This window comes from Kitasatospora sp. NPDC005856, from assembly GCF_040629945.1.
Lineage (GTDB): Bacteria > Actinomycetota > Actinomycetes > Streptomycetales > Streptomycetaceae > Kitasatospora.
Genome location: NZ_JBEXWT010000010.1, coordinates 96,714 through 109,276, shown reverse-complemented (window position 1 = coordinate 109,276; position 12,563 = coordinate 96,714). Strand labels below are relative to the sequence as shown.

Genomic DNA, 12,563 nt, shown 5'->3' with positions numbered 1-12,563 from the left:
GGTGCCCTGCTGCCCTCCGGCGGTCCGTGCCAGGCGGCGAGGTCAGCCCAGGAGCAGCCGGTCGCCGACCCGCAGGCGGCCCGGGGCGGCGACCTCGGCGAGCGCGTCCAGTCGCCCCTCGTGGGCGTGCACGACGGCCTTGAGGATCTCGGGGGCGTGCGGGAGTCCGGGCTGCGGGGCGCCGGTCATCGCGCAGCGCTCGCTGGAGCCGACGAAGGAGAGCCGGGCGCTGCCGGTGGCCTCGCCGGACGCCTGGCGGCCGAGCCAGTCGTCCTCGACGAACGGCGGGGTGCCGGGCGGGGTGCGCAGCACGATGTTGGGGCGGAACCGGCGTTCGTCGATCACGGCGAAGGGGACGGCCTCGCGGACCCAGTCGAGGGTGGCGGTGCTGAGCACGCTGACCGGCAGCCGGTCGAAGTGCGACACGGCGTCCTCGCGGGTGAGTTCGACGTCCTCGCGCTGGAGGTAGGCGCGCAGGAAGGCGTTCGGCCGGTCGACCGGGCGGCCGAGCGGATCGAACAGCTCGGGGCCGTCGATCCGGTGGCCGAGCCGGGCGGAGAGGCGGAGCAGGCCGTCCATCCGGCGGAAGCGGCGGGTGTTCTTGCCCGAGCCGAGCCTCCCGGCCGCGTCGCGGACGGCGTAGAGGCGGTCGCCGGCCAGGCCGCGCTCGTCCACCTCGACGGAGTCGAGCAGCTCGCCGCCGGTGGATTTCACGGGGTAGCGCCAGAGTCGCTCGATCACTCCGATGATCTCAGCCATGGCCGGACAGCGTACTGGCGTTGACGGGGGATGGTCTAGACCAAGTCCCGGGATGCTACCCGCCGGTTCAGCCCAGCCGGGCCACCGCCCGTACGGGCGCCCCGTCCGCCGCGACCAGCCGCAGCGGGAACAGCGAGATCTCCACCGGCAGGCCGGCCTCCTGGGCCGCCAGCAGCGGCCTCAGGTCGGTCAGGTTCTCGGCGATCACCCCGCCGCCGGGCGCCCCCAGCAGCACCCGGTGGGCGGCCAGCGTGGGCTCCTCGGCGGTTCCGTGGTCGTGCTCGTCGGTGAGGTCGGCGAGCAGGGCGGCCACCGCCGGATCGCCCGGGCCGGGGTCGGGGGTCGGGTCGACGCTGAGCGCGTCCACCCCGACCGTCCGCACCCCGGCGGCGACGATCGCCTCCGCGGCGGCCGGGGTCAGGCTGGGGTGGGCGAGGTAGGCGTCGGTGCCCCAGTGCCGGGTCCAGCCGGTGGCCAGCAGCAGGACGGTCCCCGCGCCGGCCCGCTCCAGCGCGGGCGCCAGCAGTTCGGGGGTGACGGCCGTCCGGGGCTCCAGCCCGCGCAGGTCGGCGACCACGGCCGGGCCGGTGAACCGCTCCAGCGGAAGGCCGTCCAGGGTCGGCCAGGTGACGTCCACGTGGTACGGAGCGTCCACGTGCGTCCCGGACTGCGAGCCGAGGTGCAGGGCCAGCACGTTCACCCCGGCGGTGGCCGTGGTGAGCGCGGGCTCCAGCAGGACGGCCGGGTCGCCGGGGTAGACCGGCATCGCGGTGGTCACCTGATGGGTGAGGTCGACGAGGGTCGCTGCCATGCGCCCATCCTTCCAGGGGCCGGGGCTCCCGGACCCCTTCCCGGCCCGCCCGGGCCGAACACGTGGGTGGGGCGGGACAGAATTGCCCCATGGGAACAGCTAAGCGTCAGCCGTGGGTGGTCGGGGTCTCGGGCGCGTCGGGGACGCCGTACGCGGCCTCGGTGATCCGTGCGCTGCTGGCCGCCGGCGAGGCGGTGGACCTGATCGTCAGCCGCGCCGCCCGGCTCACCATCCTGGACGAGACCGGCATCTCCTTCCGGGACGCCCACTGGCGCACCGACCTGGCCGCCTGGCTCGGGAGCGACGAGGGCCTGGACGACGTCCGCTACTGGCCCGCCGGGGACTTCGCGGCCGGCCCCTCCAGCGGCTCCTACCCGGCCAAGGGCATGCTCGTGGTGCCCGCGACCACCGGTGCGGTGGCCGGGATCGCGCTCGGCCTGAGCAAGGACCTGTTGCAGCGCGTGGCCAGTGTCACCCTCAAGGAGCGCCGCCCGCTCGTCGTCTGCGTGCGCGAGACACCACTCAACGGGGTGACGTTGAAGCACTTGGTGGAGCTCGACGCACAGGGGGCGGTCGTCCTGCCCGCCTCGCCCGGTTTCTACGCCGGCGGCTCCACCGTGCGCGAACTCGTGGATTTCGTGGCCGGACGGGTGCTGGACGCCGTCGACGTGCCGCATTCCCTGTACCTGCGCTGGGAAGGGGAGTTGGGGGCGGCCGCCCGCAAGGCGGCCGCCGGCGACGGCGCACCGGCTGAGGGGGAGTAAGGAGAGCCAGGGCGGGAGAGTATCTTCTCTGCGATATCCGGGTCGTTCGGCGCAGGGCGCCTTTGAATCCGGATAATGATCTGTGGGTCTGGTGAGGTTCGGAAGGACGCGGACGGTATATGGACACGGTGGACAGACAGCTCATCCAGGCGCTCCGGGAGAACGGCCGCGCGTCCTACGCCGAGTTGGGCCGCCTCGTCGGGCTCTCCGGCCCGAGCGTCACGGACCGGATCAACCGCCTGGAGCAGGCCGGGGTCATCACCGGCTACCGGGCGACGGTCAACCCGGCCTCGCTCGGCTTCGGCGTCACGGCCCTGATCGGCCTTCAGCTCACCGACGCCGCGGACCACGAGGACGTGGCGTTCCGGCTGAAGGACCTCAACGAGGTCGAGGACTGCTGGTTCATCGCCGGTGACGACTCGTACATGCTGAAGGTCCGGGTGGCCGACGTGGCCGGCCTGGAGTCGGTGGTCAAGCGGATCTCGGGCACGAAGGGCGTGGCCAGGACCCGCACCACCGTCGTACTCTCCACGAAGTGGGAGAACCGGGTGAGTGAACTTCCTCCTGTAGGAGAGTGACGCATGGCGCTGGTCGGTCTGGAGGAGCTGCGGGCGGCTCGGCAGCGGATCGCGGGGGTCGCCGTGCGCACCCCGCTGGTTCCCGCCCCCTGGGCGGCCGAGGGTGAGCGACGGCTCTGGCTGAAGCCGGAGAACCTCCAGCCGACCGGGGCCTTCAAGACCCGCGGCGCCTACAACCGGCTGGCCGCGCTCACCGAGGACGAGCGCGCCCGGGGCGTGGTCGCCCAGTCCAGCGGCAACCACGCGCAGGCGGTGGCGTACGCGGCCCGGACGCTCGGCATCAAGGCCGTGATCGTGATGCCGGACACCTCGCCCGCGGTGAAGGTGGAGGCCACCCGCTCGTTCGGCGCCGAGGTGATCCTGGTCGCGCCGCAGGAGCGGGACACCCTGCCCGCCGAACTGGCCGGGAAGCACGGCTACGTCTGGGTGCCCCCGTACGACGACCCGTTCGTCATCGCGGGCCAGGGCACGGTCGGCCTGGAGATCGCCGAGGACGCCCCGGCCGAGCTGGACACCGTCCTGGTGCCGGTCAGCGGCGGCGGCCTGATCGGCGGGACGGCGGCCGCGCTCAAGCTCACCCGCCCCGGCATCCGGGTGATCGGCGTGGAACCCGAGCTGGCCGCCGACGCCCGGGCCAGCCTGCGGGCCGGCCGCCGGGTCGAGTGGCCGGTGGCCGACACCTACCGGACCATCGCGGACGGGCTGCGCACCCCGTCGCTCGGGGTGCTGCCGTTCGAGCACGTCACCGCGTACGTGGACGACATCGTCACCGTCACCGAGGACGAGATCCGCGCCACCGTGGCCGTGCTGGCCCGCCGCGGCCGACTGGTCGCCGAGCCCTCCGGAGCGGTCGCCCCGGCCGCCTACTTCCACCGCGCCGCCGAGACCGGGGGCCAGGCGGTCGCGGCCGTGGTCAGCGGGGGCAACATCGACCCGGCACTCCTCGCCGAGCTGCTGTCGGCATAGGCGTACGCTCGTTCCGGCAACGAATCGAATGTCGGAGGAGGCGGGGCACCGCATGGACGCAGGGCTCAAGCGCGAGCTGGAGGCGAAGGTCTACGCGGGTGAGCGGCTGACCCGCGAGGACGGGATCGCGCTCTACGAGAGCGACGACCTGGCCTGGCTGGGCGGGCTGGCCCACCACGTGCGGACGCGGAAGAACGGCGACGTCGTCCACTTCAACGTCAACCGCCACCTCAACATGACCAACGTGTGCAGCGCGTCCTGCGCGTACTGCTCGTTCCAGCGCAAGCCGGGCGAGAAGGACGCGTACACCATGCGCATCGAGGAGGCCGTGCGCCTCGCCAAGGCGATGGAGGTCGACTCCCTCACCGAGCTGCACATCGTCAACGGCCTGCACCCGACCCTGCCGTGGCGCTACTACCCGCGCTCGCTGCGGGAGCTGAAGGCGGCCCTGCCGAACGTCTCGCTGAAGGCCTTCACCGCCACCGAGATCCACTGGTTCGAGAAGATCAGCGGCCTGCCCGCCGACGAGATCCTGGACGAGCTGATCGACGCCGGCCTGGAGTCGCTGACCGGCGGCGGCGCGGAGATCTTCGACTGGGAGGTCCGCCAGCACATCGTCGACCACGACACCCACTGGGAGGACTGGTCGCGGATCCACCGCCTCGCGCACGCCAAGGGCCTCAAGACGCCGGCCACCATGCTGTACGGCCACATCGAGGAGCCCCGTCACCGGGTGGACCACGTGCTGCGGCTGCGCGAGCTCCAGGACGAGACCGGCGGCTTCCAGGTCTTCATCCCGCTGCGCTACCAGCACGACTTCCACGACTCCAAGGACGGCGTCGTGCGCAACAAGCTGATGGCCCGCACCGAGATGGCCACCGGCGCCGAGGCGCTGAAGACCTTCGCGGTCTCCCGGCTGCTCTTCGACAACGTCCCGCACGTCAAGGTCTTCTGGGTGATGCACGGCGTCACCACCGCCCAGCTGGCGCTCAGCCACGGCGCGGACGACATGGACGGCTCGGTGGTCGAGTACAAGATCACCCACGACGCGGACAACTTCGGCACCCCGAACAAGCTCGGCCGCGACGACCTGCTCGGGCTGATCCGCGACGCCGGCTTCCGCCCGGTGGAGCGCAACACCCGCTACGAGGTCATCCGCGAGTACGACGGCCCGGACCCGATGCGCCGTGAGTCCCCGCAGGCGATGCGCCTCTGACCCGTTCGAGCCCGTTCGAACCCGTTCCGCCGCGTCCGGATCCGTGCGGATCCCGCGAGTCCCCCCGCCGCCCGGGCCGCCCTTCGGCCCGGGCGGCGGTTGTCTTCACGGCCTCCGCACCTGACCCGGGTTTACCAACGGGTACGGCGTTTGGCAGGATCGACAGCATGTCCGGTTCTCATCGCGCCACCGAGTACCCGTCGTACGAGCCGATGCAGGAGCCGGCGTACGGGGTGCCGCAGCAGTCGTACGAGCAGTCGTACACCGGGTACGAGGAGTACCGGCAGCCGGCCGCACAGGAGTACGGCCACGGTGTGTACCAGCCGTACCAGCAGGTTCCTGACGGGTCCTCCGAGTCGTACGGCCAGTCGTTCCAGGCCTACCCGGACGGGCCGGAGAGCGGGTACGAGCCGGCGTCGGTGTACCAGCCGGTGCCCGCGTTCGAGCCCGAGCCCGTGGTGCTCGCCGCCGTGCCCGCCGCCGCACCCGTACCGGGTGGCCGGGCGGCCGCGCGGGGGCGGCGGCGCAAGGCCAAGCAGAAACGTCACGGCAAGGCCGTGATGGCCGGCACCGCCCTGCTGGTCGCCGCCACCGCCGGCTGGTACGCCGTCGGCCAGGACGGCGCCAAGCCCGGCATCACCGCCGCCGACGGCCCCGGCCCGGAGGGCGTCAGCAAGCCCGACCAGCCGGGCCCGGGCCCCGCGGCCGCCCAGGCCGCCTCCGACCGGCGGTCCGCGGCCCCGGCCGCCGACCGCAGCCAGACCCGCGCGGACGGCTCGGTCGCCGCGATCCCCGGCCTCGGCGCGAAGTTCACCGCGCAGATACCCGCCGAGACCACCCAGGTCCTGGTCGCCTCCGGCCAGGACAAGAACACCGACAAGAACACCGTCGTCCTCTGGACCCGCACCCCCGAGGGCCGCTGGCTGGCCGGCGAGACCTGGCAGGGCCACAACGGCAAGAGCGGCTGGACCACCGACCACAACGAGGGCGACCTGCGCAGCCCGATCGGCGTCTTCAGCCTCACCGACGCGGGCGGCCGCAAGGCGGACCCGGGCAGCAAGCTCCCGTACGACAAGGACCCGAGCTTCGTGGTCTCCGGCACGGGCTTCTTCGGGGACCAGCTGGCCGGCTCCTTCGACTACGTGGTCGCGATCAACTACAACCGCGTCGCCGGCAACTCCCCGCTCGACCCGCGCCGCCCGATGGGCTCCAAGAAGGGCGGCGGCATCTGGCTCCACGTGGACCACGACGGCCCGACCCACGGCTGCGTGTCGATCCCGGAGGACAAGATGGCCCAGCTGATCCGCACCCTGGACCCGGCCGCCCATCCGGTCATCGTGATGGGCGACTCCGCCGCACTGGCCGTCTGAGCCGCACTGGCCGTCTGACCTCGGCGTACGCGGAACCCGGGCCCCCCAAGGCCCCTTGTCCACCTCCTACAGATCGAGGGGGCGGATCCTGTTGCCGGTCATACCATGCTGACCAGCGGGTAACCCGGTTCCATGGCAGTATGAGCGGTTCGCGCATTGTGGCACTCGGTCACTACCAGCCCCCCAAGGTCCTCACCAACGACGACCTGGCGGTGCTCGTCGACACCGACGACGAGTGGATCCGCACCCGGGTGGGCATCCGCACCCGGCACATCGCCGAGGACGAGAGCCTGGTCGACCTCGCCACCGAGGCCGCGCAGAAGGCGCTCGCCAACAGTGGCCGGACGGCGGCCGAGATCGACCTCGTCGTCGTCGCCACCTGCACCGCGATCGAGCGCAGCCCCAACACCGCCGCCGCCGTGGCCGCCCGGCTGGGCGTGCGCTCGCCCGCCGCGTACGACATCAACACGGTCTGCTCCGGTTTCTCGTACGCCCTGGCCACCGCCGACCACGCGATCCGGGCCGGCTCGGCCCGCCGCGCCCTGGTGATCGGCGCCGAGCGGATGTCCGACACGCTCGACTGGACCGACCGCTCCACCTGCGTGATCTTCGGCGACGGCGCGGGCGCCGCGGTGGTCGAGGCCCAGGAGGAGGGCGCCGAGCCCGGCATCGGGCCGGTGGTCTGGGGCTCCGAGCCGGAGCGGGGTGACGCCGTGGTGATCACCGGCTGGGACCCGGTGATCAGCCAGCAGGGCCAGTCGGTCTTCCGCTGGGCCACCACCCAGCTCGCCCCGCTGGCCCGCCAGGCCTGCGAGCGGGCCGGGATCGACCCGTCCGAGCTGAAGGGCTTCGTCCCGCACCAGGCCAACCTGCGGATCATCGACGCGATCGCCGGCAAGCTGGGCCTCGGCGAGGACGCGGTGGTGGCCCGGGACGTGGTCCACTCGGGCAACACCTCGGCCGCCTCCATCCCGCTGGCCTTCTCCAAGCTGGTCGAGCGCGGCGAGCTCTCGCCCGGCGACCCGGTCCTGCTCTTCGGCTTCGGCGGGGGGCTGGCCTACGCGGGCCAGGTCGTGCGCTGCCCCTGACCCGAAGGCCGCTCACGGCCCCCTGAACGCTTCCGCACGGCCGCCTGGAGGGCGCCACGGTCCCAGGGCGCCACGACGGCCGTCCGACGGCGCCGCACGGCCGTCCGGACCCGAACATGCCGGTGGGCGGGCACCCTGTCACGGGTGCCCGCCCACGGGCATGTCTGGCGCGCGTGCGGTACGTCGGCGGACCTCCCCCGAGGACACGGCCGCCGTCCGTCGTTCCCCGGACAGGAGGCCGGGGCTGCGCGCGGAGCGGATGGTGGGTCGGTGGACGGTCCTACTTGGGCGCCTTCTTGCCGGTGACGCCCAGGTACACCAGGGGAGCGAGGTTGGGCTTGAGGTCCTTGACCTTGACGCCCCAGGAGGTGAAGGCCTTCTGGTGCTCGGCCGCCGAGGCGAGCAGCGAGACCAGGGCCCCGGCCACGGCGTTCGGGTCGAGCGACTTGTCGGCCTGGCCCTTCGCCTGGAGTTCCTTGACGGCCTCCGCGAGTGGCTTGGCGACCGCGTTGAGGACCGTCATGCGGATCTTGAAGAACCGCTTGTCCCCTTCGGCGGCACCGAGCGTGACCACTCGGAGAATGGCGTCGTTCTTGCGCCAGAAGGCGAGGAATCCGTCGACCAGTTCTTCCGAAGTGGTCGGTCCGGACTTCCCTGCCCAGGACTTTCCGGCCACCAGCTCTTTGAGCTGGTCGGCGTCCTTGGCCATTTCCTCGGCGATTTCGAGGACGGCGCCCTCGACATCCGGGAAGTACTGGTAGAAGGTCGCGGGGGAGGTACCCGCCATACGGGCGACGTCGATGACCTTGACGTCCCGATAGGGCGACGTGCTGAGCATCTCGCGGAGGCAATCGAGCAGCTTCTGCCGCGTCTCCTGTCCGCGTCGCCCGGCGACGCGACCGTCGACGGTGCGAACTTGTCCTGTCATGCCGTCAGCTTACCGTGGCACGATCTTGGCGCGATTCGGTGATGCGACTATTACTCCGCACGGGGGTTGCTATAGCGGCATGAACCACTTCGGACGGATATTCACCGGGCCTCGAACCCCCTGTTGAAGCCCCCCCGTGTGCTTTTGACCTCACAGCGTGACGGCGAGTCCGCTGAGGGGTGGTCGGGTGACAGAGCGTGACGATGGTCGAAGGGCGCGGTCCCTCACGGGCGTGATCGGGGACGAACGGTCCGGGGCTCCGCGCGCAAGCCGCCCCCGGAGCGGGCGTCAGGATCCGGCCGTTCCGTCCTCGCTGGTCAGAGGCCTGCCCGGGGTGCCGTACGGGCCCGGACGGCGGGTTCCGGCGGGTGGGGGAGGTTGGATATGCGTGGGACGGCATTGGAGAATCGGGTCCGGCACCACGCGGCGGGTGCGGACAACGGGGAGGTGGCAGCGGAGTGGACCAGCTGACGGCGCACGATCCGAGGCGGATCGGGCCCTTCGAGGTGCTGGGGCGGCTCGGCGCGGGTGGGATGGGTCTGGTGTACCTGGCGCGTTCCGCGTCGGGGCGGCGGGTCGCCATCAAGACCGTGCGGGGTGAGCTGGCCGAGGACGAGCTGTTCCGGGTCCGCTTCGCCCGGGAGATCGCGGCGGCCAAGACGGTCGGCGGCTTCTACACGGCGGCCGTGGTGGACGCGGACGCGGACGCCCGGGTGCCCTGGCTGGCCACCGCCTACATCCCGGCCCCCTCGCTGGAGGACCTGGTCGAGGATTGCGGCCCGCTGCCGGTGGAGGCCACCCGCTGGCTGGTCGCCGGCATCGCGGAGGCCCTCCAGTCCATCCACGCGGCCGGGCTGATCCACCGCGACCTCAAGCCCTCCAACGTCCTGGTGGTCGAGGACGGCCCGAAGGTGATCGACTTCGGCATCGCGGCCGGGGTGTCCAGCACCCGGCTCACCATGACCAACGTCGCGGTCGGCACCCCCGCCTACATGTCCCCCGAGCAGGCCCGGGACAGCCGTACCGTCCGGGGCGCCAGCGACGTCTTCTCGCTCGGCTCGCTGATGGTCTTCTGCGCCACCGGGCACCCGCCCTACCGGGGCTCCAACCCGGTCGAGACGGTGTTCCAGCTGCTGCGCGAGGAGCCGGACCTGACCGGCATGCCGCGCGAGCTGATGGACCTGGTCCGCGCCTGCATGCAGCAGGCCCCCGAGCGCAGGCCCACCCCGGCGCAGATCCAGACCGAGCTGGCCCCGCACCTCTTCTCCCGGGACGACGCCTCCGGCGAGGCCGGGGACTGGCTGCCGGCCAACGCGCTGGAGCTGATCGAGCGCAAGCGGGGCCGGCGGCCGGCCGCCCCGCCGTCGCGGCCGCCGGCCGGCCCGGCCCAGCCGCCGCAGCCGTCCGCGCACCACCAGCCGCCGCACCACCAGCCGCCGCACCCCCAGGCCCCGCCCTCGCACGTCCCGCCGCAGCACCTCGGACCGGCCGACCCGCGCACCAACCCGGGCGGGCGGCACGCCCAGCCGCCGGCCGGGCCGGTGCACAGCCTGCCGCAGCCGGGCCCGCACCCGTCCGCCGAGATCCCGACCGCGAAGATCGCCTCCCCGAACCGGCACCGGGCACCCGCCGGCGGCTCCGTCGAGGTCCAGCTGTCCGGCGCCTCGGTGCGGATAGGCCCGGGGCCGCGGGCCGAGCACGAGCAGCCCGGCCCGAGCACCGCCCCGGCCACGACCGACTGGGTCCGCCGGGCCCCGACCCCGCCGCCCCCGCCGGTCGCCCGCTGGCGCCCCTGGCGGTTCCGGATGTCCAACGACGTCTGGGGCACCCCGGTGGTCGCCGACGGCACCCTCTTCGTCTCCAGCTTCGAGGTGCACGCGCTGGACATCGCCTCCGGCGAGCGCCGCTACAAGACCCGGGACGTCGCCTGGGCGCTCGCGGTGGACGCCGGCCGGGTGCACGCCGCGGACGGCCCGCACCTGTACACGGTGGACACCGCGGACGGCACCGAGCGCTGGCGCACCTCGCTGGACGGCTGGGTCTACTCGCTCTCCGCCGCCGACGGCGTGCTCTGCTGCGGCATCAGGGGCGGCGGCGTCCAGCTCCGCTCGGCCGCCAACGGCGCCGAGCTGTGGCGTGCCGACGACGCCCAGCAGGACTACGAGAACCCGCAGTCCGGCCCGGTCCTGGTGGGCGGCGCCGCCTACTACTACGGCGGCGGGCGGCTGCGCTGCGTGGACCCGCGCGGCGCGGGCCTGCGCTGGTCCTTCCCGGTCGGCGAGGACGTGCCCTCGCACCCGGTCGAGCGCGGCGGCGTGCTGTACGTGTCGGCCGGCACCCGGGTGTACGCGCTGGACGCGGCCACCGGGGCCGAGCGCTGGCGCTTCGAGGCCCCGGTGGTGCTGTTCACCCCGCCCGCCCTGGACGCCGACGCGGTCTACGTGGCCGACTACCTGGGCACGGTCCACGCGCTGGACGCGGCCACCGGCCTGGACCGCTGGCGCGGGGTCACCGGCCGCCGTCAGGGAGCCGACCCGGTGGTGGTCTCGGACGGCATGGTGCTGGTCGGCAACGGCGAGGTGCTGTACGCCTTCGAGGCGGCCACCGGCCGGGAGCGCTGGCGCTACACCGCCCGCGGCGAGATCGTCGGCTCCCCGGCGGTGGCCGACGGCCTGGTGCACCTGGGCAGCCGGGACCACTCGCTGCACACCCTGGACCTGGCGAGCGGTCAGCTGCGCTGGGAGCTCGGCACCAAGGGCGAGCTCACGGGTTCGCCGGTGGCGGTCGGCGGCCGGGTCTTCGTCGGCTCCAAGGACCGCTGCGTGTACGCGCTGGACGCCTTCTACGGCACGGCGGTGCCCGCCCGCTGAACCGCGGGGCGGGCACCGCCGGACCGGCGCCGTCGGGCCGGGGCCCCGGGCCGGGACTCAGGCCTTGCGGGCCCCGGGGTGGCGGCTGCACCAGCCGTCCCACGCGGAGGAGACCATCTCCGTCACGTCGTGACGGGCGGTCCAGCCCAGCTCGCGGTGGATCAGGTCGGCCGAGGCCACCACGCGGGCCGGGTCGCCGGCGCGGCGCGGGGTCACCTCGGCGGCGGTGTCGTAGCCGGTGACCTTGCCGATCACCTCCAGCATCTCCTTGACGCTGACGCCCTCGCCGCGGCCGATGTTCAGCACCAGGGAGGTCGCGCCGGCCGGGTCCGCGGCCATCCGCTTGGCGGCCGCCACGTGCGCCGAGGCGATGTCGGAGACGTGGATGAAGTCGCGGACGCAGGTGCCGTCCGGGGTCTGGTAGTCGTCGCCGAAGATCCGCGGGGCCTCGCCGGCGGTGAGCCGCTCGAAGACCATCGGGATCAGGTTGAACACCCCGGCGTCGGAGAGCTCGGGCGAGGCGGCGCCGGCCACGTTGAAGTAGCGCAGGGCCACGGTGGACATGCCGTGGGCCTTGCCGGCCGCGGCGACCAGCCACTCGCCGGCCAGCTTGGTCTCGCCGTACGGGCTCATCGGGGCGCAGGGCGTGGACTCGGTGACCAGGTCGACGTCCGGCATGCCGTAGACCGCGGCGGAGGAGGAGAAGAGGAAGCGCTTCACCCCGCCCTCGGCGGCGGCCTCCAGGACGGTCTGGAGGCCGATCATGTTCTCGCGGTAGTACAGGAAGGGCTGCTCGACGGACTCGCCGACCTGCTTCTTGGCGGCGAAGTGCAGGATGCCCTCGACGCCGTGGTCGCGGATCGCGGCGTCCAGGGCGGCGCGGTCCAGGGTGGAGCCCTCGATCAGGGGGACGCCGGCCGGCAGCCGGGAGGCGTCGCCGGTGCTGAGGTCGTCCAGGACGGCGACGCGCTCCCCGGCGTCGAGCAGCTGTCGGACGACGTGTCCGCCGATGTATCCGGCACCGCCGGTGATCAACCAAGTCATGTGCCGATCCTAGGCGTTCGGATTCGATCGCCACGTTCGGGCGAGTCGGGGCCGCAAAGCAGACAAAACGGTGAAAAGCTGACAAAGATTTCCGTGCGTCCATATCCGCGCCCGCTCGGCGCGGTGACGAATCGGAGGCAGCCAGGTGCGCCGTCACAAGGAACACACC

Annotated in this window: 11 protein-coding genes; 7 read left to right on the top strand and 4 right to left on the bottom strand. The window is 73.0% G+C overall.

The features are described 5' to 3' along the window. Positions 1–42: 42 nt before the first annotated feature. Positions 43–759 carry an MOSC N-terminal beta barrel domain-containing protein gene (locus tag ABZ449_RS09045; protein WP_360342574.1) on the bottom strand — a complete coding sequence of 239 codons (717 nt, stop codon included), beginning with the start codon at positions 757–759 and terminating at the stop codon, positions 43–45. Positions 760–826: 67 nt separating this feature from the next. Continuing rightward, a complete protein-coding gene (locus ABZ449_RS09040) occupies positions 827–1,570 on the bottom strand; it encodes a cyclase family protein (RefSeq protein WP_360342571.1) in 744 nt (247 codons plus the stop codon). 89 nt (positions 1,571–1,659) lie between these two features. Here ABZ449_RS09040 and ABZ449_RS09035 point away from each other — a divergent pair, with 89 nt between their 5' ends. The 6 genes from ABZ449_RS09035 to ABZ449_RS09010 all read left to right on the top strand — a co-directional run bounded on the left by ABZ449_RS09035 (position 1,660) and on the right by ABZ449_RS09010 (position 7,552). After that, positions 1,660–2,334 (top strand): UbiX family flavin prenyltransferase, encoded by a 675-nt coding sequence (locus tag ABZ449_RS09035; RefSeq protein ID WP_360342568.1) that lies wholly within the window; start codon positions 1,660–1,662, stop codon positions 2,332–2,334. A 119-nt stretch (positions 2,335–2,453) separates the two neighbouring features. Further along, positions 2,454–2,912, top strand: a complete 459-nt coding sequence (locus ABZ449_RS09030) for an Lrp/AsnC family transcriptional regulator (RefSeq protein ID WP_030055719.1) — start codon at positions 2,454–2,456, stop codon at positions 2,910–2,912. 3 nt (positions 2,913–2,915) lie between these two features. Then, entirely contained in the window at positions 2,916–3,878 is a 963-nt protein-coding gene (locus tag ABZ449_RS09025; protein WP_360342565.1) for a threonine/serine dehydratase, read from the top strand. A gap of 52 nt (positions 3,879–3,930) precedes the next feature. Beyond that, complete coding sequence (gene mqnE / locus ABZ449_RS09020) at positions 3,931–5,094, top strand: aminofutalosine synthase MqnE (protein ID WP_360342562.1); 1,164 nt, start codon at positions 3,931–3,933, stop codon at positions 5,092–5,094. A gap of 167 nt (positions 5,095–5,261) precedes the next feature. Further along, positions 5,262–6,464 (top strand): L,D-transpeptidase family protein, encoded by a 1,203-nt coding sequence (locus tag ABZ449_RS09015; protein WP_360342559.1) that lies wholly within the window; start codon positions 5,262–5,264, stop codon positions 6,462–6,464. 140 nt (positions 6,465–6,604) lie between these two features. Further along, complete coding sequence (locus ABZ449_RS09010; RefSeq protein WP_360342556.1) at positions 6,605–7,552, top strand: beta-ketoacyl-ACP synthase III; 948 nt, start codon at positions 6,605–6,607, stop codon at positions 7,550–7,552. A gap of 280 nt (positions 7,553–7,832) precedes the next feature. Here ABZ449_RS09010 and ABZ449_RS09005 read toward each other — a convergent pair whose 3' ends face one another. Continuing rightward, positions 7,833–8,480, bottom strand: a complete 648-nt coding sequence (locus ABZ449_RS09005) for a TetR family transcriptional regulator (RefSeq protein WP_224284690.1) — start codon at positions 8,478–8,480, stop codon at positions 7,833–7,835. Between the two features lie 458 nt (positions 8,481–8,938). On the opposite strand from ABZ449_RS09005, the gene ABZ449_RS09000 reads away from it, so the two are divergent. Next, the gene (locus ABZ449_RS09000) at positions 8,939–11,350 is read left to right on the top strand and encodes a PQQ-binding-like beta-propeller repeat protein (RefSeq protein WP_360342553.1); all 2,412 of its coding nucleotides are present in this window, start codon (positions 8,939–8,941) and stop codon (positions 11,348–11,350) included. A gap of 57 nt (positions 11,351–11,407) precedes the next feature. Here the strand turns inward: ABZ449_RS09000 and galE are convergent, their stop codons facing one another. After that, positions 11,408–12,394 carry a UDP-glucose 4-epimerase GalE gene (gene galE, locus ABZ449_RS08995; protein WP_360342550.1) on the bottom strand — a complete coding sequence of 329 codons (987 nt, stop codon included), beginning with the start codon at positions 12,392–12,394 and terminating at the stop codon, positions 11,408–11,410. Positions 12,395–12,563 lie beyond the last annotated feature (169 nt).

Bases quoted from the DNA above. Each gene is read 5' to 3' on its own strand.
- ABZ449_RS09025 (WP_360342565.1), top strand. From the start codon at position 2,916: ATGGCGCTGGTCGGTCTGGAGGAGCTGCGGGCGGCTCGGCAGCGGATC.
- galE (WP_360342550.1), bottom strand. From the start codon at position 12,394: ATGACTTGGTTGATCACCGGCGGTGCCGGATACATCGGCGGACACGTC.
- ABZ449_RS09015 (WP_360342559.1), top strand. From the start codon at position 5,262: ATGTCCGGTTCTCATCGCGCCACCGAGTACCCGTCGTACGAGCCGATG.
- ABZ449_RS09005 (WP_224284690.1), bottom strand. From the start codon at position 8,480: ATGACAGGACAAGTTCGCACCGTCGACGGTCGCGTCGCCGGGCGACGC.
- mqnE (WP_360342562.1), top strand. From the start codon at position 3,931: ATGGACGCAGGGCTCAAGCGCGAGCTGGAGGCGAAGGTCTACGCGGGT.
- ABZ449_RS09040 (WP_360342571.1), bottom strand. From the start codon at position 1,570: ATGGCAGCGACCCTCGTCGACCTCACCCATCAGGTGACCACCGCGATG.
- ABZ449_RS09010 (WP_360342556.1), top strand. From the start codon at position 6,605: ATGAGCGGTTCGCGCATTGTGGCACTCGGTCACTACCAGCCCCCCAAG.
- ABZ449_RS09035 (WP_360342568.1), top strand. From the start codon at position 1,660: ATGGGAACAGCTAAGCGTCAGCCGTGGGTGGTCGGGGTCTCGGGCGCG.
- ABZ449_RS09030 (WP_030055719.1), top strand. From the start codon at position 2,454: ATGGACACGGTGGACAGACAGCTCATCCAGGCGCTCCGGGAGAACGGC.
- ABZ449_RS09045 (WP_360342574.1), bottom strand. From the start codon at position 759: ATGGCTGAGATCATCGGAGTGATCGAGCGACTCTGGCGCTACCCCGTG.